This window comes from Helcobacillus sp. ACRRO, from assembly GCF_022347125.1.
GTDB classification, from domain to species: Bacteria; Actinomycetota; Actinomycetes; order Actinomycetales; family Dermabacteraceae; genus Helcobacillus; species Helcobacillus massiliensis.
Genome location: NZ_JAKRNG010000020.1, coordinates 19460 through 40247, shown reverse-complemented (window position 1 = coordinate 40247; position 20788 = coordinate 19460). Strand labels below are relative to the sequence as shown.

20 protein-coding genes are annotated in these 20788 nt (G+C 69.3%); 17 read left to right on the top strand and 3 right to left on the bottom strand.

From position 1 onward, the window contains the following. Positions 1–57 precede the first annotated feature (57 nt). From MHY20_RS08195 to truB, 3 genes are read left to right on the top strand one after another with little or no spacing between them, the layout of a single operon-like run. The gene (locus MHY20_RS08195) at positions 58–1347 is read left to right on the top strand and encodes a hypothetical protein (protein WP_239376115.1); all 1290 of its coding nucleotides are present in this window, start codon (positions 58–60) and stop codon (positions 1345–1347) included. Then, complete coding sequence (rbfA, locus tag MHY20_RS08190) at positions 1344–1814, top strand: 30S ribosome-binding factor RbfA (protein WP_239376114.1); 471 nt, start codon at positions 1344–1346, stop codon at positions 1812–1814. The genes MHY20_RS08195 and rbfA overlap by 4 nt, the downstream gene beginning before the upstream one ends. Further along, the gene (truB, locus tag MHY20_RS08185; protein ID WP_239376112.1) at positions 1811–2743 is read left to right on the top strand and encodes a tRNA pseudouridine(55) synthase TruB; all 933 of its coding nucleotides are present in this window, start codon (positions 1811–1813) and stop codon (positions 2741–2743) included. Before rbfA ends, truB begins: the two co-directional genes overlap by 4 nt. Positions 2744–2840: 97 nt before the next feature. Here the strand turns inward: truB and MHY20_RS08180 are convergent, their stop codons facing one another. After that, entirely contained in the window at positions 2841–4439 is a 1599-nt protein-coding gene (locus MHY20_RS08180; RefSeq protein WP_183373473.1) for a L,D-transpeptidase family protein, read from the bottom strand. Positions 4440–4652: 213 nt separating this feature from the next. On the opposite strand from MHY20_RS08180, the gene MHY20_RS08175 reads away from it, so the two are divergent. The 6 genes from MHY20_RS08175 to MHY20_RS08150 all read left to right on the top strand — a co-directional run bounded on the left by MHY20_RS08175 (position 4653) and on the right by MHY20_RS08150 (position 11139). After that, a complete protein-coding gene (locus MHY20_RS08175; protein ID WP_275436735.1) occupies positions 4653–5648 on the top strand; it encodes a bifunctional riboflavin kinase/FAD synthetase in 996 nt (331 codons plus the stop codon). A 107-nt stretch (positions 5649–5755) separates the two neighbouring features. Further along, positions 5756–6025: a 30S ribosomal protein S15 gene (gene rpsO, locus MHY20_RS08170; protein ID WP_183373475.1), complete on the top strand. Its 270-nt coding sequence runs from the start codon at positions 5756–5758 to the stop codon at positions 6023–6025. A 200-nt stretch (positions 6026–6225) separates the two neighbouring features. Next, positions 6226–8457: a polyribonucleotide nucleotidyltransferase gene (locus MHY20_RS08165; RefSeq protein ID WP_183373476.1), complete on the top strand. Its 2232-nt coding sequence runs from the start codon at positions 6226–6228 to the stop codon at positions 8455–8457. 140 nt (positions 8458–8597) lie between these two features. Then, positions 8598–9965, top strand: a complete 1368-nt coding sequence (locus MHY20_RS08160) for a pitrilysin family protein (RefSeq protein ID WP_239376110.1) — start codon at positions 8598–8600, stop codon at positions 9963–9965. Further along, positions 9962–10726 (top strand): 4-hydroxy-tetrahydrodipicolinate reductase, encoded by a 765-nt coding sequence (gene dapB, locus MHY20_RS08155; RefSeq protein ID WP_183373478.1) that lies wholly within the window; start codon positions 9962–9964, stop codon positions 10724–10726. The genes MHY20_RS08160 and dapB overlap by 4 nt, the downstream gene beginning before the upstream one ends. 8 nt (positions 10727–10734) lie before the next feature. Beyond that, positions 10735–11139 (top strand): hypothetical protein, encoded by a 405-nt coding sequence (locus MHY20_RS08150; protein ID WP_183373479.1) that lies wholly within the window; start codon positions 10735–10737, stop codon positions 11137–11139. Positions 11140–11195: 56 nt separating this feature from the next. On the opposite strand, the gene MHY20_RS08145 is transcribed toward MHY20_RS08150, so the two are convergent. Then, positions 11196–11516, bottom strand: coding sequence for an AzlD domain-containing protein (locus tag MHY20_RS08145; RefSeq protein WP_239376109.1), 321 nt, complete (start codon positions 11514–11516; stop codon positions 11196–11198). Continuing rightward, entirely contained in the window at positions 11513–12250 is a 738-nt protein-coding gene (locus tag MHY20_RS08140) for an AzlC family ABC transporter permease (protein ID WP_239376108.1), read from the bottom strand. The genes MHY20_RS08145 and MHY20_RS08140 overlap by 4 nt, the downstream gene beginning before the upstream one ends. Before the next feature lie 145 nt (positions 12251–12395). On the opposite strand from MHY20_RS08140, the gene thyX reads away from it, so the two are divergent. The 8 genes from thyX (at position 12396) to MHY20_RS08100 (ending at position 20773) form a co-directional block, all read left to right on the top strand. Next, complete coding sequence (thyX, locus tag MHY20_RS08135) at positions 12396–13115, top strand: FAD-dependent thymidylate synthase (RefSeq protein ID WP_183373482.1); 720 nt, start codon at positions 12396–12398, stop codon at positions 13113–13115. Between the two features lie 100 nt (positions 13116–13215). Then, entirely contained in the window at positions 13216–14154 is a 939-nt protein-coding gene (dapA, locus tag MHY20_RS08130) for a 4-hydroxy-tetrahydrodipicolinate synthase (protein ID WP_239376107.1), read from the top strand. Further along, positions 14151–15845 carry a ribonuclease J gene (locus MHY20_RS08125; RefSeq protein WP_239376106.1) on the top strand — a complete coding sequence of 565 codons (1695 nt, stop codon included), beginning with the start codon at positions 14151–14153 and terminating at the stop codon, positions 15843–15845. The genes dapA and MHY20_RS08125 overlap by 4 nt, the downstream gene beginning before the upstream one ends. An 81-nt stretch (positions 15846–15926) precedes the next feature. After that, a complete protein-coding gene (locus MHY20_RS08120; RefSeq protein ID WP_239376105.1) occupies positions 15927–18800 on the top strand; it encodes a DNA translocase FtsK in 2874 nt (957 codons plus the stop codon). Positions 18801–18809: 9 nt separating this feature from the next. Beyond that, positions 18810–19442, top strand: coding sequence for a CDP-diacylglycerol--glycerol-3-phosphate 3-phosphatidyltransferase (pgsA, locus tag MHY20_RS08115; RefSeq protein ID WP_343217743.1), 633 nt, complete (start codon positions 18810–18812; stop codon positions 19440–19442). Between the two features lie 4 nt (positions 19443–19446). Further along, positions 19447–19959 (top strand): CinA family protein, encoded by a 513-nt coding sequence (locus MHY20_RS08110; protein ID WP_239376104.1) that lies wholly within the window; start codon positions 19447–19449, stop codon positions 19957–19959. A 262-nt stretch (positions 19960–20221) separates the two neighbouring features. Beyond that, a complete protein-coding gene (locus MHY20_RS08105; protein ID WP_183373487.1) occupies positions 20222–20542 on the top strand; it encodes a helix-turn-helix transcriptional regulator in 321 nt (106 codons plus the stop codon). A 3-nt stretch (positions 20543–20545) separates the two neighbouring features. Next, a complete protein-coding gene (locus MHY20_RS08100) occupies positions 20546–20773 on the top strand; it encodes a DUF3046 domain-containing protein (protein WP_183373488.1) in 228 nt (75 codons plus the stop codon). Positions 20774–20788: the final 15 nt, after the last annotated feature.

The window sequence follows — 20788 nt, the reverse complement described above, 5'->3', positions numbered from 1 at the left end:
TCCGAATGGGCGCGGGCGGGGCCTCGTCGCTTCCCACCCATCGGCAGTGAGGACACCATGACCACCGTTCTGCACGGACTGCTCGCCCCATCCGCCAACCGCGTCTACGGCCAGCAGGCTGCGGCTCTTGCCGCCGCCGAGCTCCGCTTCGTTCTGGCGCACACCGTGCCCGGAGCCCTTGAGGATGTCCGCGAGGAGTCCATCGCCGGCATGCCGACCCTGCGGATCGAGCTCGCCGACTGGGCGCTCGATGCCGACATCGGCGGCGCCGCGGGGGAGGGGATCGACGCGGCAGCGCGCGCCCGGGTCCTCACCGCTCTCGCCCGATCCCCCCACATCTTCGGCGTGTTCGACGAAGTCGGCACCATGCCGGCCCCGGAACCCGTCGGCCCCGACCGGGAGGCCGCCGGCCCCGCGGTGGGCCCGGCAGACGGCGCAGCTGGCGAGGAGCGCCTCTACGTCGACGAGATGCCCGAGCTGCCGCTGCTGCTGCCGGTGCGGACACCAGCTGTCGACCGGTTCGACTCCACCCTGCTCACCACCCTGAAGTATCAGGGGAAGACCAACGAGCAGTTCACTGCGCTCATGCTCAGCTGCGCCATCGCCGCCAGTGCCGACGCGCACCTGATCGAGGACACCTCCCGCCCGTTCACCGTCCTCGACCCCGTCGCCGGGCGCGGCACCACCCTCAACCAGGCACTCATGTGGGGGCTGGACGCCGTCGGCGTCGACCTCGACAAGAAGGACGCCGAACTGTTCCGCGCGTTCCTCACCACGTGGATGCGGGAGAACCGCCTGAAGCACACCACATCCGCGGAGCGGCTCACCGTCAACGGCCAGCAGCTCGGGTCCGTGTTCCGCGCCGACCTCGCCCGCAGCAAGGAGGAGCAGAGGGCCGGCCGCGGCCAGTCGCTCACCCTGTTCACCGCGGACACCACCGGGCTCGGCGCATTCATCCGCCCCCGCAGCGCCAACGCGATCGTCGCCGACCTCCCGTACGGGGTCCAGCATGGCGCCCGCGCGCAGGCGGGGAAGCAGACCCGGACGCCGAAGGCGGGCAAGCAGACGAAGAACGCCGCCCTGTCCCGCTCCCCGCTGCAGCTCGTGGAATCCGCCCTGCCCGCGTGGAGCCGCGCCATGACCGACGGCGCCAGCCTCGTCCTCGCCGTCAACCGCCGCACCGCGCCGTACCCCGCGATGGCGGAAGTGCTCCAGCAGGGCGGTCTGCGCCTGCTGACGGAGGACGGCCAGTTCCGCCACCGCGTGGACCGCTCCATCGACCGTGACATCATCGTGGCTGTGAAGCGCAGCCACCCCGCTTCCTCGACGAAAGGGACCCCATCATGACCGGCAACCCTCGCTCCCGGCGCATCGCCGACAGCATCAAGAAGATCGTCGCCACCGCCCTGGACTCCAAGGTGAAGGACCCCCGCCTCGGCTGGGTCACCATCACCGACGTCCGCGTGTCCGGTGACGGCCAGCAGGCCTCCGTGTTCTACACGGTGTTCGGTGGGGAGGAGGAGCGCCGGGCCACCGCCGCGGCGCTGAAGTCCTCCACCGGCATGCTCCGCACCGAGGTCGGCAAGGGCCTCGGCATCCGCCTCACACCGTCGCTGAAGTTCTTCGAGGACGCCATCCCGGAGACCGCGAAGACCATCGACGACCTCCTGGTGGAGGCGCGCTCCCGCGACGCCGAACTGGCCCGCTACAAGGAGGGCAAGGAGTACGCGGGTGGGGAGAACCCGTACCGTGACGACGCCGCAGCGGACAGTGGCGCTGCGGTCAGCGAAGGCGAGGACGGCGAGCGCGCGTGAACGCCCCCGGCCCCGTCGGCATCGCGCTGGTCGACAAACCCACCGGCCTCACCAGCCATGACGTGGTCGCGCGCCTGCGCTACCACCTCGGCACCCGCAAGGTGGGCCACGCCGGCACGCTGGACCCGATGGCGACCGGGCTGCTGGTGATCGGCGTCGGCCAGGGCACCAAACTGCTCACCTACGCCGTCGGCCTCGACAAGACGTATGAGGCGACCATCCGCCTCGGCGTCGCCACCATCACCGACGACGCCGAGGGCGACGAAACGGGTCCGCGCCGCCCGGCCGACGGCATCAGCGACGACCAGATCGCCGCTGCCGTCGAGGACCTGACCGGAGACATCCTCCAGGTCCCCAGCGCCGTGTCCGCCATCAAGGTGAACGGGCAGCGGTCCTACGCCCGCGTCCGCGCCGGCGACGACGTCCAGCTGGAGGCCCGCCCCATCCGCGTGGCCCGCTTCGAGGTGACGGGGACCCGTCGGCAGGCCGACGGGTTCTGCGACATCGACGCCGTCATCGACTGCTCCTCCGGCACTTACATCCGTGCACTGGCCCGCGACCTCGGCGAGGCCCTCGGGGTGGGCGGGCACCTGACGGCTCTGCGCCGCACCCACGTCGGCAAGTGGAGCGTGCAGGACGCCGGCACGGTGCCGAAGCGGGACGCGCCCAAGGCGGCGGAGGACCCGTCGGCCTCCCCAGTGGTGCTGCGCGGCCTCGGTGAGGTCGCCGGCGGCCTGCTGCCGGTGGTGCCGGTGGGGGAGGCGGATGCGCGCTCCCTCCGGTTCGGGCAGATGATCCACGCACCAGAGGCGAGCAGCCCTGAGGATGCGGGGGAGCTCAGCGCTGCGGTCGGTCCCGGGGAGGACCTCGTGGCGATCGTGGAGCCGCACCGCGGGCGCCTCAGACCGGCCACCGTGTTCCCCGCCTGAGGCTGAGAACAGCGAAGCGGGCTGGCCCCTGATCAGGGCCAGCCCGCTTCGTCATGCTGGGTGCTCGGTGCCGATCAGCGCGGCACGCAGTCGTGCATCAGCGGTGGGACACCACCTTGGTGCCCATCGGGGCCCAGTCGTAGAACCACTTCGCGTCCTGCACGGGCAGGTTGATGCAGCCATGTGAGCCGGCGTAGCCGAAGCTGGAGCGCCACGGTGCGCCGTGGATCGCGTAGCCGCCCTTGAAGTACTGCACGTAGGGGACGTCCTTCGTGTAGTAGTACTTCGGGTGGCCCTTCGGATACTTGTACTCGTTGGTCATGTCCTGCTTGTCGTAGCGCAGGTAGGTGGTGAACTCGCCGGTGGCGGTCTCATTGCCGGGCTTGCCGTCCACCATGGAGATCGGACCGTACACCTTCTGGGTGCCCTGGTACGCGGTGATGGTCTTGTTCGACAGGTTGATGTCGATCCACTTGTCACCGCTGGTCGCCTCCTTCGGCGCGTGCGCCGGCAGAGCGGGCTTGTCGTCCGTGGACTCCTTGTCCTCCGGCTTCGCGTCGTCGGACTTCTTGTCCGCAGCCTTCTTCTCGTCGGCCTTCTTCTTCTCGTCGGCCTTCTTCTTCTCAGCGTCGTCGGACTTCTTCTCGTCCTTCTTCTCCGCCTCGATCACGGTGGTGGTGTCCTTCGCCGGCACCTTCTTCGTGGTGAAGGTCGCGGAGAACTCCGTGCCCTTCTGCATCGCGGTGACGAACTCGGAGCTGACCTCATCCACGTTGGTGACGGAGGTGCCGTCCACCTTCTCGTTGAGGACCTTGATGACCTTGCCGTCACCGTCCACACCGGTCACACCGTTCTTCGGCGACACCTCGATCTCGTTCGCCATGGTCTGGACGTAGGCGGCGGCCTCGTCGGCGTTGACCTGCGTCTCGAAGTCGGTGCCATCAGCATTCGGTGCAACGGTCACGAAGTGGAGGCGGTCCTGCTTGGAGATCTCGAAGGTGCGGCCGTTCGGGCCGGTGACCGTCATCGGCTTGTCCAGCATCGCCTCGGTCCGCTTCACCGCGGCCTCGGCCTTCTCGGTGCTCAGAGCCGGCTCCATGCGGGTGAACTCCTGCGTGATGGTGAAGTCCTTCATGCCGGAGGCGCCCTTGCGGACCGTCTGCACGAACTGCTCCGGATCCACACCGAGGCCCGCCTGGGCCTCGGTCACGGAGAAGGAGCCGTTCTCGGGGTCGTAGGTGACCTCGGCGTTCTTCGCGCTCTCGCGGCCCTCGGGAACCAGGCCGGAGGCGTAGTCGGTGGTGACCTTGCGGTCCATCGTCAGGACCGGCTTGACGGCGTGGTCGCCGCCGAAGACCACATTGCCCACCGAAGCGTCGCGCTGCACAGCAGCGGCCGCGGTGGCCTGCGGATCCAGGGTGACGCCGAGGTCCTCGATCGGAACGGCAGTGCTCTCACCCTCGGCCACGATGGTGGCCTTGACGCCGGTGTCCTGGCCGGAGAGGAGCTTCGTGATCTCCGCCTGGGTCATCCCGGAGACGTCCTTGCCCATCACGGTCGTGCCGGGAAGGGCCTTCCCCTCGAACTGCTTGGCGTACGCCATGGAACCGCCGGTAGCTACGAGAGCGAGCACGGCCAGAGCAGCGATCACCCAGAGGATGATGCGGCGTGACCTGGTCTGCGTCGCAGTCGACATGTCTATCGTCCTTACGTTCTCTTCGATGCGCGGGCGTGTCCGCGCACATGGGCGCTATCGTACCCGCCTGCCAGGCGGAGGTGCTATTGATGCGCGTGTTACATCATCGGTGCCCTCACAGCCGGAGACGGTGCGCGCGGCGCGCCGGGGGCCGGTGCACAGGGTTTAGGGTGGGGGAGGCAGAACTTCGGACCGCGGCAGGAAGGCAGATGGTTGAGCAGAGGAGAGCTGTGGGCCAGCGCAGCTGACGTGCCCGCATCCGTCGAGCCCAGCGCCGTCACCATCGGCAACTTCGACGGCGTCCACCTCGGCCACCAAGCGGTGCTCCGCCAGCTCCAGGACGCCGCCGCCGCACGCGGCCTGCGCCCCATCGCCATGACCTTCAACCCGCACCCCCGGCATGTCATGACCGGCTCGGTGGTGCCGCCGCTCATCACCGGCTACGCCCGGCGCGACGACCTCATCCGCGACCTCGGCATCAGCGTGCTCGACCTCGAGTTCACCCGCGGCTTCGCCCAGCACAGCGCGGAGGACTTCGTGCGGATCTTCCTCGTGGAGCTGCTGAACGCGAAGGCGGTGGTGATCGGGCGCGATTCCCGCTTCGGTCGCGCCAACGAAGGCGACCTCGGCACCATGCAGGAGCTGGGGGAGAAGCTCGGCTTCGAGGTTCTGGTCGTCGATGAGCTCGGCATCTCCGCTTCCTGCAGCCGCGTCTCCTCCTCCGTGATCCGCGCCGCCATCACCTCCGGTGACGTCGGCAGCGCCGCCGGCATGCTCGGCCGCCCCCACGCGGTGGCCGACGTCATCCAGCACGGCTTCAAGCGGGGACGCGAACTCGGCTTCCCCACCGCGAACTTCAGCGCGCGGCCCGACGGCCTCGTCCCCGCCGACGGGGTCTACGCCGGCCTCCTGAGCGTCGAGGTGCCCACCCGGGCGGACCACCCGGACGCGCAGATGCGCCTGGCGCCGGCCACCATCTCCATCGGCACCAACCCCACCTTCGAGGACGGGCCCCTGCACACCATCGTGGAGACCTACGTGCACGGCTCCCACGACCTCGACCTGTACGACAAGCGGGTGCGGGTGGACTTCATCGAACGCCTCCGCCCCACCCTGGCCTTCTCCTCCATCGATGAGCTGGTGGTGCAGATGCGGCAGGACGTCGAGGTGACTCGCCGCACTCTGGGGGAGTGGACCGGGGTCCGCTGAGCCCCCTGCTGGTACTGTGGGAAGGCCGTCAGATCGGCCACGGATCGTAGAGCCCGAGAGAACATGCCTCGGAGCGCCGTGCAGCAACACGTATAGAAGGAGAGCCAGTGGCCTTCGATTCTGCAACCAAGCAAGCCATTGTCAAGGAATTCGGTCGCACCGAGGGTGACACCGGTTCCCCCGAGGTCCAGGTCGCTCTGCTGACGCACCGCATCAAGTACATGACGGAGCATCTGAAGACCCATAAGCACGATCACCACAGCCGCCGCGGCCTCATGCTGCTGGTCGGCCAGCGCAAGCGCCTCCTGAAGTACCTTCAGGCCATGGACATCGAGCGCTACCGTGCTCTGATCCAGCGCCTGGGCATCCGCCGCTGATCACCGATCGCCGCTCACCTCTCCAGGTGGGCGGCGATTCTGTTCCCCTATACTCGCACCCGAAACACACCAACGAAGGGGGCCCGACGGAGTCGGTCTTCGGCAGTGACATCCGCGTTCAGAACCGCCCAGCGGCGGCCCGAGCAGACCGCGCGTGTGATTGTTGATGACCGGACCGGGGCCCATGAAGGAGAAGTTCCATGGACCACGATGTGAAGTCCACTCTCGCCGTCATCGACAACGGTGACTACGGCCAGCGCCAGGTGCGCTTCGAGACCGGCCGCCTCGCCAAGCAGGCCGCCGGCGCCGTCTCGGTGTTCCTCGACGACGACACGATGGTGTTCTCGGCGACCGCCGTCTCCAACCAGCCGAAGGAGCACTTCGACTTCTTCCCGCTGACGGTGGACGTCGAAGAGCGCATGTACGCAGCGGGCCGCATCCCCGGCTCGTTCTTCCGCCGCGAAGGCCGCCCCGGCACCGACGCGATCCTCGCCTGCCGCCTCACCGACCGCCCGCTGCGCCCCGCCTTCGTCAAGGGGCTGCGCAACGAGGTGCAGATCGTGCTGACCGTCATGGCCTGCAACCCGAACGACGCCTACGACGTCCTCGGCATCAACGGCGCCTCCGCTTCCACCCAGATCTCCGGCCTGCCGTTCTCCGGCCCGATCGGCGCCGTGCGCATCGCGCTCATGCCGAACGCCGAGGGCGGTCAGTGGATCGCCTTCCCGACCTTCGAGCAGCTCGACGAGGCCGTGTTCTCCATGGTCGTCGCCGGCCGCATCGTCGGTGACGACGTCGCGATCATGATGGTCGAGGCCGAAGCCACCGACAACGCCTGGACCCTCATCAAGGACCAGGGCGCCGTGGCGCCGACGGAGTCCGTCGTCACCGAGGGCCTGGACGCCGCCAAGGTGTTCATCCGCACCCTCTGCGAGGCGCAGCAGTCGCTCGCCGAGCAGGCCGCGAAGCCGGTCCGCGAGTTCCCGCTGTTCCTGGACTTCCAGGACGACGCCTACGAGATCGTCGAGCGCACCGCGAAGGACCGCCTCACCGAGGTCATGAGCATCGCCGACAAGCTCGAGCGCGAGCAGAAGACCGAAGAGCTCCTCGCCGAGGTGCAGGAGGAGCTCGCCGAGCAGCTCGAGGACCGCGAGAAGGAGGTCACCGGTGCCTTCCGTGCGCTCACCAAGGAGGTCGTGCGCACCAAGATCCTCACCGAGGGCGTCCGCATCGACGGCCGCGGCCCCCGCGACATCCGACAGCTCTCCGCTGAGGTCGAGGTGCTGCCGCGCGTCCACGGCTCCGCCCTGTTCGAGCGCGGCGAGACCCAGATCCTCGGCGTCACCACGCTGAACATGCTGAAGATGGAGCAGCAGATCGACGGCCTCTCGCCGGTCGACCGCAAGCGCTACATCCACCACTACAACTTCCCGCCGTACTCCACCGGTGAGACCGGCCGCGTCGGCTCCCCGAAGCGCCGCGAGATCGGCCACGGCATGCTCGCCGAGCGCGCCATCACCCCGGTGCTGCCGGGCCGTGAGGAGTTCCCGTACGCGATCCGCCAGGTGTCCGAGGCGCTCGGCTCCAACGGCTCCACCTCCATGGGCTCCGTGTGCGCCTCCACCCTGTCCCTGATGAACGCCGGTGTGCCGCTGCGCGCACCCGTCGCCGGCATCGCCATGGGCCTCGTCTCCGCTGAGGTGGACGGCGAGACCAAGTACTCGGCCCTCACCGACATCCTCGGCGCCGAGGACGCCTTCGGTGACATGGACTTCAAGGTCGCCGGCACGAGCGAGTTCATCACCGCGATCCAGCTGGACACCAAGCTCGACGGCATCCCCGCGAGCGTCCTCGCCTCGGCACTGTCGCAGGCTCGCGAGGCCCGCCTGCACATCCTGAACGTGCTGAACGAGGCCATCGACCAGCCGGACGAGATGAGCCCGTACGCTCCGCGCGTCCTCGCCGTCACCATCCCGGTGGACAAGATCGGTGCGGTCATCGGCCCGAAGGGTCAGATGATCAACCAGATCCAGGACGACACCGGCGCCGACATCACCATCGAGGACGACGGCACCGTCTACATCGGCGCCACCGACGGCCCCTCCGCCGAAGCGGCCCGCGCCGCCGTCAACGCCATCGCCAACCCGATGGTCCCCGAGACCGGTGAGCGCTACCTCGGCACCGTGGTCCGCGTGGTCGACTTCGGCGCGTTCGTGTCGCTGACCCCGGGCAAGGACGGCCTGCTGCACGTCAGCAAGCTGCGCGACCTCAACGGCGGCCAGCGCGTGAACAACGTGGAGGACGTCGTCTCCGTCGGCCAGAAGATCGAAGTGGAGATCCGCGAGATCGATGCCCGCGGCAAGATCTCCCTCGACGTCGTCAAGGACGACGAGGGCGAGGACTCCGCTGAGGACAGCGGCGAGGAGAACTGATCCCCGCCTGCTGAGGACAGCATGAGCAGCCCCGCTGATCGAGCCCACCGCTCGGCCAGCGGGGCTGCCCCGTTTCCGCGCTGCTCGTGGGCAGAGGCGCCTGGGCATCGCGGTGGTCAGCGCCCCGCTAGAGTGGATGGGTGCCGATTCCACTCTCACTGACCGAGCCCGGGCTGGAGCAGACCCTCGAGGACTCCACCGGTTCCCTGATCAGCCGCTCCATCCTTCCCGGCGGCATCCGCCTCATCACCGAACGCGACCCGTCGGTCCGCTCCGCCTCCGTCGGCTTCTGGCTGCCCGTCGGCTCCCGCGACGAGACCCCCGAGCACGCCGGCTCCACCCACGTCCTCGAACACCTCCTGTTCAAGGGAACGCCGAGCCGCACCGCCCTGGAGATCGCCACCGCGTTCGATGAGGTCGGCGGGGAGACCAATGCCGCCACCGCGAAGGAGCACACCTGCTACTACGCTCGCGTGCGCTCCGCCGATCTCCCCATGGCCATCAGCGTCCTCGCTGATATGGTCACCTCCCCGCTGCTGGACGAGGACGCCTTCCTCACCGAGCGCGAAGTGATCCTCGAAGAGCTCGCCATGGCGGAGGACGATCCCACTGACGTCGGCTTCGAAGCCGTGATGGCTGATGTCCTCGGACCGGACACGGCCCTGGGCCGCCCTGTCGGCGGCACCCCCGAGACCGTCATGGCCGTCGGCCTGGAAAACGTCCGCGACCACTACCGCGAGCACTACGCCCCCGAGCGCCTGCTGGTCACCGCGGTCGGCGACGTCGACCACGTGCAGGTGCGCGAGCTCGTCCTCGCCGCCGTCTCCGCCGGCGGCTGGTCGCTGGCCGACGGGGCCCTGCCCACCCCGATGCGCTCCACCACCGCGCACCGCATGCCGCCCGAGAAGCGGTCGATGCGGGAGCTGCGCCGCGACACCGAACAGACCCACGTCTTCATCGGCGGGCCGTCCATCACCGCGGTCGACGACCGCCGGCAGGCGATGACCGTGCTGATGAGCATCCTCGGCGGCGGCATGAGCTCCCGCCTGTTCCAGGAAGTGCGCGAACGCCGCGGCCTCGCCTATTCCGTGTACTCGTACCATTCGGCGTTCCGCGACGCCGGCATGGCCGGAATGTACGCAGCGTGCCGCGCCAAGAGCGCAGACGCCGTCGCCGACCTCCTCGTCGCCGAAGTGGAACGCATGGCCGAGCACGGCATCACCGACGACGAGCTGCGCCGCGCCCTCGGCCAGATCACCGGCTCGATGGCGCTCGGGCTGGAGGACACCCAGTCGCGGATGGCGCGCCTGGCCACCTCTGAACTGCTCCAGGGCCAGTTCCGCAGCGTCGACGAAGCGCTCGACGCTTTCAATGCGGTCGAGCGCCCCCAGGTGCAGCAGCTCGCCGCCGAGATGGCGGACGCCGTCGGCACCCGCGTGGACGTCGGTCCCGAACGCACCCCCACCCAGGCCATCCCCACCACCACCTCCGAGGAGAACCAGCGATGAGCACCATCCGCGCAGCAGTGATCGGCGCCAACGGGCGCATGGGCAGCGAAGCCGTCAGGGCCCTGGAGGAGGCCGACGGCATCGAGTTCGTCGCCGGCATCACCCGCGAGGACAGCATCGAGGACCTCCTCGACGAGAACGGGCAGAAGCGCGTGGACGTCCTGGTGGATCTCACCGTCCCCGATGCCACGAAGCAGAACGTGCTGTGGGCCGTGGAGCACGGCATCCACGTGGTCGTCGGCGTCACCGGCTGGACCGACGAGTCCCGCGCCGACGTCACCGCCGCACTGGAGAAGAGCCCCGGCACCGGTGTCATCATCGCCCCGAACTTCGCGATCGGCGCCGTCCTCGCGATGACGTTCGCCCAGAAGGCCGCCCGCTTCTACGAATCCGCCGAGATCATCGAACTGCACCACCCGAACAAAGTGGACGCCCCGTCCGGCACCGCCATCCACACCGCTGAGGCCATCGCCCGCGGCCGCGAGGCGGCCGGCAGGGGCCAGGCCCCCGATGCCACCGAGAAGGACCCGCACGGCGCCCGCGGCGCCCGCATCGACGGCATTCCCGTGCACGCGGTGCGGCTGCGCGGCCTTACCGCGCACGAAGAGATCCTGTTCGGCAACACCGGTGAGCAGTTCACCATCCGCCACGACTCCTTCGACCGCATCAGCTTCATGCCCGGCATCGTGCTGAGCGTGCGCGAAGTCGTGGACCGTCCGGGCCTCACCGTGGGCCTGGAGAACATCCTCGACCTCGACTGAGACGCACTGTGGGACAGAAGATCTTCGCCGCCGTCATGGTGCTGCTGTGCCTCATCTACGTGTGGGGCATGGGCTGGATCGCGTACGGCTTCCTCACCTCCGACACCCCGGTGGGCATCGGGCTCGGCCTCGCGCTCATCGTGCTGATCGGCCTCAGCCTGTGGGTGCTGTGGCGGGAGGTCCGCTTCGGCCTCGACACCCAGCGCCTCGCCCGCGCCGCCCGGGCCGACGGATTCTTCGACCGCGTCACCGAGGACGAGCTCAAGAGCTTCCCCGCGGCGAAGCGGGACGTGGAGGCGGACCCGGAGGCGTGGCAGCCGTGGCTGCGGCTGTCGCTCGCGTACGAGGCGAAGCGGGACCGCCGCAATGCCCGCATGGCGATGCGGGAAGCGGCGAAGCGCCACCGCGACTGAGCCCGGCCGCGCAGGTCCGGCCGGAGCCGGCGCGGGGACTCGGCTCGCCGGCGCGCTCAGCCCCAGCCGAGCAGGCGCGTCAGCGCCGTCGCCGCTGCCGCTGCGATGATCACCAGCAGGAACGGGGCGCGCCGCCACAGCAGCACCACCGCGACCGCCGCACCGACGATGCGGGCATCCACCGCCACGGACGTGCCGGACGTCAGCGTCTGGGTCGCCACCAGCGCCGCCAGCAGGGCGATCGGCATAAGCGACAGGATCCGCGAGATCCGCGGACGGTTCAGGAACGAGGCGGGGATCTGATAGCCCAGCCATTTCTGCCCCAGGGACAGCAGTGACGCCGCGATCACCGCCGCCCACAGCATCCCGCCGCTCATGCCCGCTCCTTCTCGTCGGAGGACACGGATGCAGCCGCGGAGGAGCCCTCAGCAGGCGCGGCACCCGTCGGCCCCTCGGGCAGGAACGCGAACAGCACCGCCACCAGCGCCGCACAGATCACCGGCAGCCCCGGCGGCATCAGCGGGACCAGGATCAGCGCCAGAAACGCCGCCGCGACCGCCAGCGCCACCGCTTCCCGGCGCACCAGGCGCGGCCACAGCAGGGCGATGAACGCGGCCGCCGCCGCACCGTCGAGCCCCCACGCGCCCGGGTCCGACATCCAGGAGCCGAGGAACGCCCCCAGCACCGTGAACGCGTTCCACCACACGTACACCCAGATCCCGGCGGACCAGAACCCCACACGCTGCAGCTCCGGAGTCGGGGCGGCCAGCGCGTTCGCCGCGGACTCGTCGATCGTCAGAACGGAGCGGGCCAGCCCGCGCAGGCCCCCGCGGGGGAGCACCGGTGTAAGGGAGATGCCGTACACCGTGTTGCGGATGCCCAGCAGGGTGGAGGTGGAGATCGCCGACACCGCCGAGCCGCCGGAGGCGACTACGCCGACGAACGCGAACTGGCTGCCGCCGGAGAACAGCACCGCGCTGAGCACAACCGCCTGCAGCACGCTCAGACCCGACGAGGTTGCGAGCGCACTGAAGGAGATTGCGTACAGCCCCGTCGCGAAGCCGATGGAGCGGCCTCGGGAGCGGACCGTGCGCGCAGCCTCGGCGGTCATCGGAGGGAACCTGTCGTCATGATGGACCCACCTTAGGGACGGCGGGGGCCCGTGCGCGCATGCGCCGCGATCCGAGACGCATCGGACGTGCCGGCGAGGACGCGCCGGGACCCTCGGGCCCGGGCTCATCCCGTAGGCTGAGGGCATGAGTGAGATTGTGTTCCGTTCCGATGTGACCGTGGAGCTCGTCCGCTGCTCCGCCGCCGATTCGGACGTTGTGTTCGCCGCCCGAGTCTCGACCGTGGGAGAGCAGTCCAAGGATGTCGTGGGTCAGGAGGATGCGGGGCGCGATCGCGGCCTCATCCGCTACCTGATGCGCGACCGCCACGGCTCCCCGTTCGAGCACAACAGCTTCACCTTCTTCGTCGAAGCGCCGATCTTCGTGTTCCGCGAATTCATGCGCCACCGCATCGCTTCCTACAACGAAGAGTCCGGCCGCTACCGGGAGATGCGGCCCGTGTTCTACGTCCCCGGTGATGACCGCCGCCTCATCCAGAAGGGCAAACCCGGCGCGTACGACTTCTACGAGGGCACCGATGAGCAGCGCGAACTCGTCCAGGCCGAGCACCGCCGACAGGCGGAGGCCGCCTACGAGTCCTACCGCCGGATGCTCGATGCCGGTGTGGCCCGCGAGGTCGCCCGCGGCGTGCTGCCGCTGAGCCTGTTCAGCTCGATGTATGTGACGATGAACGCCCGCTCCATGATGAACTTCATCAGCCTGCGCACCACCAGCGACGACTCGCACTTCCCGTCGTTCCCGCAGCGGGAGATCGAAATGGTCGCCGAGAAGATCGAGCAGCTGTTCGCCGAGAAGATGCCGATCACCTACGAAGCGTTCAACGACGCCGGGCGCGTCGCCCCGTGAGCACGGCGGCACCGGCCCCTTCGTTCCACCTGCCCGGCCGTCACCGCCCCGGCGCCGCCGGTCGCGCAGAGCCCGTCGGCCCCCGATCATCGGAGATGAGATGACCACCGCAGAAAACAGTTCTCTGGACCTCGGGACGCTCGGCGTCGCGATGGTCACACCGTTCACCGAGGACGCCAGCGCGGTCGACCACGACGCGCTGCGAGTCCTCACCGAGCACCTGCTCGACATCGGCCACGACCTGCTCGTGGTCAACGGCACCACCGGCGAATCGCCCACCACCTCGGATGAGGAGAAGCTCGCGATCCTCCGCACCGTCAAGGAGACCGCCGGGGACCGCGCACAGGTGATGGCGGGCATCGGCTCCAACAGCACCGCCCACACGGCCGCCCTGGCCCGTGCCACCGCCGCCACCGGCTGCGCCGACAGCCTCCTGGTGGTCACCCCGTACTACAACAAGCCGTCCCAGGGGGGCGTGAAGGCGCACTTCCGCGCCGTGGCGGAGGCGTCCGACCTCCCGATTCTGCTGTACGACATCCCCGGCCGCGCCGGCATCCCGATCACGCCGGAGACCGCGATCGAACTGTCCGCGATCCCAACGATCCGCGGCGTCAAGGACGCCCGCGGCGACCTGCACGACGGATCCGACCTCATGCGGATCACGAAGCTGGAGATCTACTCCGGTGAGGACGCGCTGAACCTGCCGTGGCTGTCCGTCGGCGCCTCCGGCATCATCTCGGTCTGCTCCCATGTCACCGGGCGCCTCGACCGCATGCAGATCGACGCCGCCCACCGCGGCGACCTCATCACCGCGCAGCGCATCCACTCCTCCCGGATCCCCTTCGTCAACGCCCTGATGAACCAGGTGCCGGGAGCGGTCGCCGTGAAGCACGCCATGGAGCACTTCGGCATCCTGCCGCACGCCACGGTGCGCCTGCCGCTGACTCCCGCGGACCCGCAGCAGATCGCGCGGATCACCGCCTCCAGCAGCGCCCTCGCGGGCATCGTCAAGCAGTTCGAACGAGGGGACAAGAAGTGAGCGAATCACCCTTCCACGCCAAGCTCGGCACCCCGCCGAAGCTCAAGCCCGGCACCCTGCGGGTCACCCCGCTGGGCGGCCTCGGCGAAGTCGGCCGCAACATGACCGTCTTCGAGATCGACGGTCGCCTCCTCATCGTGGACTGCGGCGTCCTCTTCCCGGAGGAGTCGCAGCCCGGTGTGGACCTGATCCTCCCGGACTTCACCTCCATCCGGGACCGCCTCGACGACATCGTCGCGATCGTCCTCACCCACGGCCACGAGGACCACATCGGCGCCGTGCCGTACCTGCTGCGCCTCAAGCCGGACATCCCCCTCGTGGGAAGCCAGCTCACCCTCGCCTTCATCGAGGCGAAGCTGAAGGAGCACCGCATCAAGCCGCTGACCATGGCGGTCAAGGAGGGCGAGTTCCAGGACCTCGGCCCGTTCGAATGCGAATTCGTCGCCGTCAACCACTCCATCCCCGATGCGCTCGCCGTCGCGATCCACACCGATGCCGGCACCGTGCTGCACACCGGTGACTTCAAGATGGACCAGCTGCCGCTGGACGGCCGCCTCACCGACCTGCGCGCCTTCGCCCGCCTCGGCGAGGAGGGCGTGGACCTGTTCCTCGTGGACTCCACCAACGCTGAGGTTCCTGGCTTCACCGTGCAGGAGCGGGAGATCGGCCCCGTGCTCGAGGGCATCTTCGCGAAGTCGGAGAAGAAGGTCGTGGTGGCGTCCTTCTCCAGCCACGTGCACCGCGTGCAGCAGGTGTTCGATGCCGCCGCGAAGCACGGCCGCAAGGTCGCGTTCGTGGGCCGCTCCATGGTCCGCAACATGACCATCGCCGCGGAGATGGGCTACCTGAACATCCCCAAGAACACCCTCATCGACGTCCGGAAGACCGACTCCATGCCGGATGACAAGGTCGTGTTCATGTGCACCGGCTCCCAGGGTGAGCCGATGGCGGCGCTGGGCCGCATCGCCAACCGCAACCACCGCATCGAGGTGGGGGAGGGCGACACCATCATCCTCGCCTCCTCCCTCATCCCCGGCAACGAGACCGACGTGTTCCGGGTGGTCAACGGCCTGCTCGCGCTCGGCGCGAACGTGGTGCACCAGGCGAACGCGCGGGTGCACGTGTCCGGTCACGCCAGCGCCGGTGAGCTGCTTTACTGCTACAACATCCTCCAGCCGAAGAACGTGATGCCGGTGCACGGCGAGGTCCGCCACCTCATCGCCAACGGCGACATCGCGCACTCCTCCGGTGTGCCGCGCGAGAACATCATCCTCACCCGCGACGGCGGCGTCGTGGACCTGAAGGACGGTGTGGCGAAGGTCGTCGGCGAAGTCGAATGCGGCTACGTGTACGTGGACGGCTCCTCCGTCGGCGAGGTCAGCGAGTCCGATCTGAAGGACCGCCGCATCCTCTCCGAAGAGGGCTTCATCTCCCTGTTCGCCGTGGTGTCCTCCGAAACGGGGGAGCTGGTGACCGGCCCGGAGATCCACGCCCGCGGCATCGCGGAGGACGACGACGTGTTCGAGAAGCTCAAGCCGCAGATCAAGAAGGCGCTGGTGCGTGCCATCGAGGAGGAGAAGGGACACGACACCGTGCAGCTGCAGCAGGCGATGCGCCGCGTGGTGGGCCGCTTCGCCTCGCAGCGTCTGCGCCGCCGCCCCATGATCATCCCGGTGGTTGTGAAGGCCTGAGCCGAGAACTTCCCGACATCCCCGCCCCCGTCCGGCGCCCCGCTTCGAGGCGCGGCGGGGGCGTCGGGGTAGATTGGGGGCATGGCTGCACGGACGTCTTCCCCCGCACGTGCGTCGAAAGGCTCTGCACGCAAGGGCTCATCGCGAACCGCGAAGCAGGACGGTTCCTCGACGCTCCCCCTTCCCATTCGGGCTGCCCGAGCGGGCTACCTCGGCGTGGCCCGCGCCGTCGGCGGCTTCATCCGCGGCATCGGCTTCGCCCGCTGGGACGTCGCCTATGAGCAGCGGCGCGACGGCTTCGCGCTGTTCCTGCTGCTGCTGGCGCTGCTGATCGCGATCCCGGACTGGTTCCAGGCGCGCGGCCCCGTGTTCGGCGCCGTGCACACCGTCTCCGCGTCCACGTTCGGCATCATGAGCGTGGTGCTGCCGCTGCTGCTGGGCGGCTGGTCGGTGCGCATGTTCCGCCGCCCCGACTTCGTCCACGCCAACACCCGCATCGGCATCGGCATCGCCGTGCTCATCGGCTCCCTCTGCGCAATCGCCTCGGTCAGCGCCCGCCTGCCCGCCCCCGCCGACGGAGTCACCGCCCTCAGCCTCGGCGGCGGTGTGCTCGGGTACCTGGTGGCGGCCCCGCTCGCTGCGCTGGTCCCCACCTGGGTGGTGGTGATCCTCGCGCTCGTCGCCGCGTTCTTCGCGGTCCTGATCATGACGGCGACCCCGCTGAATGCGATCGTGCCGAAGCTGCACGAGGTGTACCTCGCGCTCGTGGGCCACGGCCAGAACGAAGCCGATGAGCGCGCCGCGTTCGGGCTGGAGGCCCGCCCCACCCGGGAGGAGCGGATCGCTCGTCGCACCGGCGCTGTCCGCGCCGGGGGAGGGGCCGACGGGGACCGCGATGACGACGAGCCGAAGCCGTCCAAGCGCGCCAGCTCGCTGCTGCGCCGCCGCAAGCGCGGCCAGGAGCCCGATACCGAGGTGATGGCCGACGGCGCGGGGCACGACGAGTTCGGCTACAGCGGCGACACTCCGTACGAGACCGGTGTGACACAGGCCGATGCCCAGGGCGCCACGGCTGTTCTGCCCGCCGGCGGCGCCTCCGGGTCCCACGCGTCCGGGGCGACCGAGAAGCTGCCCCCCGTGGACGACGGCGACGAGGTGTACGACGTCCTCGCCGAGGAGACCGCCCGCCAGAAGCAGTTCCCCGGCCAGCAGCCGGCTGAGGGCGGCAGCACCGCCGTCGGGCAGGATCCGTCGGCCCCCGAGGAGAAGGACGCGGAGCTGATCCCGCCGCCGGCCGGGGATCTGCCCCGCGCCGGGGAGCAGCTGGAGCTCGACGGCGACATCGTCTATATGCTCCCCGAGTCCGACTTCCTCGCGGAGGGCCCGCCGTCGAAGTCCCGCAGCGAGGCCAACGATCGCGTGGTCGAGGCGCTCGGCGAGGTGTTCGAGCAGTTCAAGGTGAACGCGGAGGTCGTCGGCTTCTCCCGCGGCCCCACCGTCACCCGCTACGAAGTGGAGCTCGGCGCGGGCACGAAGGTGGAGAAGGTGACGGCGCTGTCCAACAACATCGCGTACGCCGTCGCCAGCGCCGATGTGCGGATCCTTTCGCCGATCCCGGGCAAGAAGGCGATCGGCATCGAGATCCCGAACACGGACCGCGAGATCGTCGCGCTCGGCGACGTGCTGCGCTCCGGTGTGGCGCGCGGCCAGTCCCACCCGATGGTGATGGGCGTCGGCAAGGACGTGGAGGGCGGCTACGTGGTCGCGAACCTCGCGAAGATGCCGCACCTGCTGGTCGCCGGCGCCACCGGTGCCGGTAAGTCCGGCTTCATCAACTCGCTGATCACCTCCCTGCTGATGCGCGCCACCCCGGAGGACGTGCGCATGGTGCTGGTGGACCCCAAGCGTGTGGAGCTCACCATCTATGAGGGCATCCCGCACCTCATCACTCCGATCATCACCAACCCGAAGAAGGCCGCCGAGGCCCTCGAATGGGTGGTGAAGGAGATGGACCACCGGTACGACGACCTCGCCCACTACGGGTTCAAGCACATCGACGACTACAACAAGGCGGTGCGCGCCGGTCAGGTGACGCCGCCGCCGGGCAGTGAGCGCACGGTCGCGCCCTACCCGTACCTGCTGGTGGTCGTGGATGAGCTCGCGGACCTGATGATGGTGGCGCCGCGCGACGTGGAGGGCTCCATCCAGCGGATCACGCAGCTGGCGCGCGCCGCCGGCATCCACCTGGTGCTGGCCACGCAGCGTCCGTCGGTCGATGTCGTCACCGGCATCATCAAGGCGAATGTGCCCAGCAGGCTCGCGTTCTCCACCTCGTCACTGCAGGACTCCCGCGTGATCCTCGACAGCCCGGGCGCGGAGAAGCTGATCGGGCAGGGCGATGCCCTGTTCCACCCGATGGGCAAGGCGAAGCCGATGCGTGTGCAGGGCGCGTGGGTGAACGAGTCGGAGATCCACAAGGTCGTGGACCATGTGAAGTCGCAGATGAAGCCGACGTACCGCGAGGACGTCGCCCAGGTCGCGGCGAAGAAGCAGATCGACGATGACATCGGCGACGACCTCGAGGTGCTGCTGCAGGCCACGGAGCTGGTGGTCACCACCCAGTTCGGCTCCACCTCGATGCTGCAGCGCAAGCTGCGGGTCGGGTTCGCGAAGGCGGGCCGTCTGATGGACCTGCTGGAGTCCCGCGAGATCGTCGGCCCCTCCGAGGGGTCGAAGGCCCGCGACGTCCTGGTGCGCCCGGAGGACCTCGGCCGTGCGATCGCCCGCATCAAGGGCGAGGACACCGACCTGTACGAGGACTCCGCCGAACCGGCCGGTGCCGCCATGGGAACCGGGTCACCGGAGGAGATGATGGACTCGGTGCCGGTCGCCGAGGACTACTATGACGACGACGAGGGCGGCTCCGATGACGCCTGGCAGCTGACCGGACGCTGAGGAAGGACCATGATGAGCAGCAGCGCACCCATCCCCGAGGGCGCACCCGGGGCAGGGGACCAGGCGGCGCCGCAGGCACCGCTGTGGAACATCGCGAACATCCTGACGATGCTGCGGATCGTCATGGTGCCCCTCTTCGTCATCGCCGCTGTCGTCTACCACGAGAACGCCCCGATGCGGTGGGTGGTGCTGGGGATCTTCGCCCTCGCCATGATCACCGACTTCGTGGACGGGCACCTGGCGCGCTCGCGCAACCTCATCACGGACTTCGGCAAGCTGATGGACCCGATCGCGGACAAGCTGATCACCGGCGCCGCTTTCATCATCCTCAGCATCTGGGACTACATCCCGTGGTGGATGACGCTGCTGATCCTGCTGCGCGAATGGGGCATCACCATCATGCGCTTCACGATCCTCAAGCACGGCGCGCTGCCCGCGAACTTCGCCGGCAAGGCGAAGACCATGATGCAGTCCATCGCCATCGCGTTCTGCCTCGCCCCGTTCGAACTGCTGATGCCGCAGCTGAAGTGGGTGGGCATCGTCCTGGTCGCCATCGCGTTCGTCCTCACGATGTGGTCGGGCTGGCTCAACGTGAAGGACGGCATCCGTCTGCGCCGCGAAGCCCTCGCCTCCGGAGCCTGAGCCGATGGCCGGGCCCGCAGCAGGCGGCGCGATCGACCCCGTCGGCCACGGCGCCGCCGGCCGCCTCCTCGCCGCCGCCCAGCAGCGCGGTCTGTGGATCGCGACTGCGGAGTCCCTCACCGGCGGGATGCTGGCCTCCCGCCTGATCGACGTTCCCGGCGCCTCCGCCTGCATGGCCGGCGGCGCCTGCACCTATTCGTTCGAGGCGAAGCACCGCGTGCTCGGCCTCGACCTCGCCGACCTCGAGGAGCACGGGGCAGTGCGCGGGTCCGTCGCGCGCGCGATGGCGCTCGCGGCCCGCCGCCTCTACGACTGCGACATCGCGATCGCCACCACGGGTGCCGCGGGCCCGGGCCCCGACGACTACGGCGTGCCCGCCGGCACCGCGTTCATCGCCGTGAGCGCGGGGGAGGAGCTGGTGGTGAAGGAGGTGCGGGCCGACGGGGACCGCCCCGCGGTCCGGGCCGCTGTGGCGCAGCGGGCGCTGGATCTGGCGCTGCGGGTTGTGGAGATGTGACGGACTGTGGTGACGTGCGTCCTGCCAGTTGTCCGCAACGGCGCTTTTCCCAGAGTGTGACCCGTAGAATCATGGGAACAAATCCGGCTCCCCATCCGTTGTGAGAGGCATGAACACCTCCCACATGAACCGCAGTCGGGCCGATGTCGCAGGCGTGCAGCGCGAAGAGCGCCGCCTCAGCGCATCCGGTGCCGGCCGCAGGAGCCTTCTTGCACTCCCCCCGAGCACGTCGCCGGACGAGGAGAGGAAAGGACGACGAGACATGGTGCTCTTCCGCCGCGAACTGGGCGATGTGCTGCGCGCTGCCCGGCTCCACCAGAGGAGGACTCTGCGCCAGGTCTCCGCAGATGCACGCGTCTCCTTGGGCTACCTCAGCGAGATCGAGCGCGGCCAGAAGGAGGCCTCGTCGGAGCTCCTGGCATCCATCACCCAGGCACTGGGCTACCCCCTGTCCCTGATCCTGCGCGAAGTGGCCGAACGGGTCGCCCTGCAGGAGGGGATCCTCGTGCCGGACACCGTCCCGGCCGATCTGGACTGCTCCGAGGGCGGCCGCGAGGACCGCGCCCTGGTGGGCACCCGCTGATCCGTGAAGCTCAGCGAATTCACCGAGCTCGCCGAGCATGTCTTCGGGCCCGCTCTGGCCCGCACCTATGTCGAGGAGATGGTGCTGCCGGACCTCGGCTCCGTCACCGCCCGTGAAGCGATCGAGCAGGGCGCACCCGTGCGCAAGGTCTGGACCTCGCTGTGCGATGCGATGGATGTGCCCGACCGCGACCGGTGGGAAGTGCCGATCGAAGCGCGGCCGCGCCGCTGAGATGGGCGGCGCCGG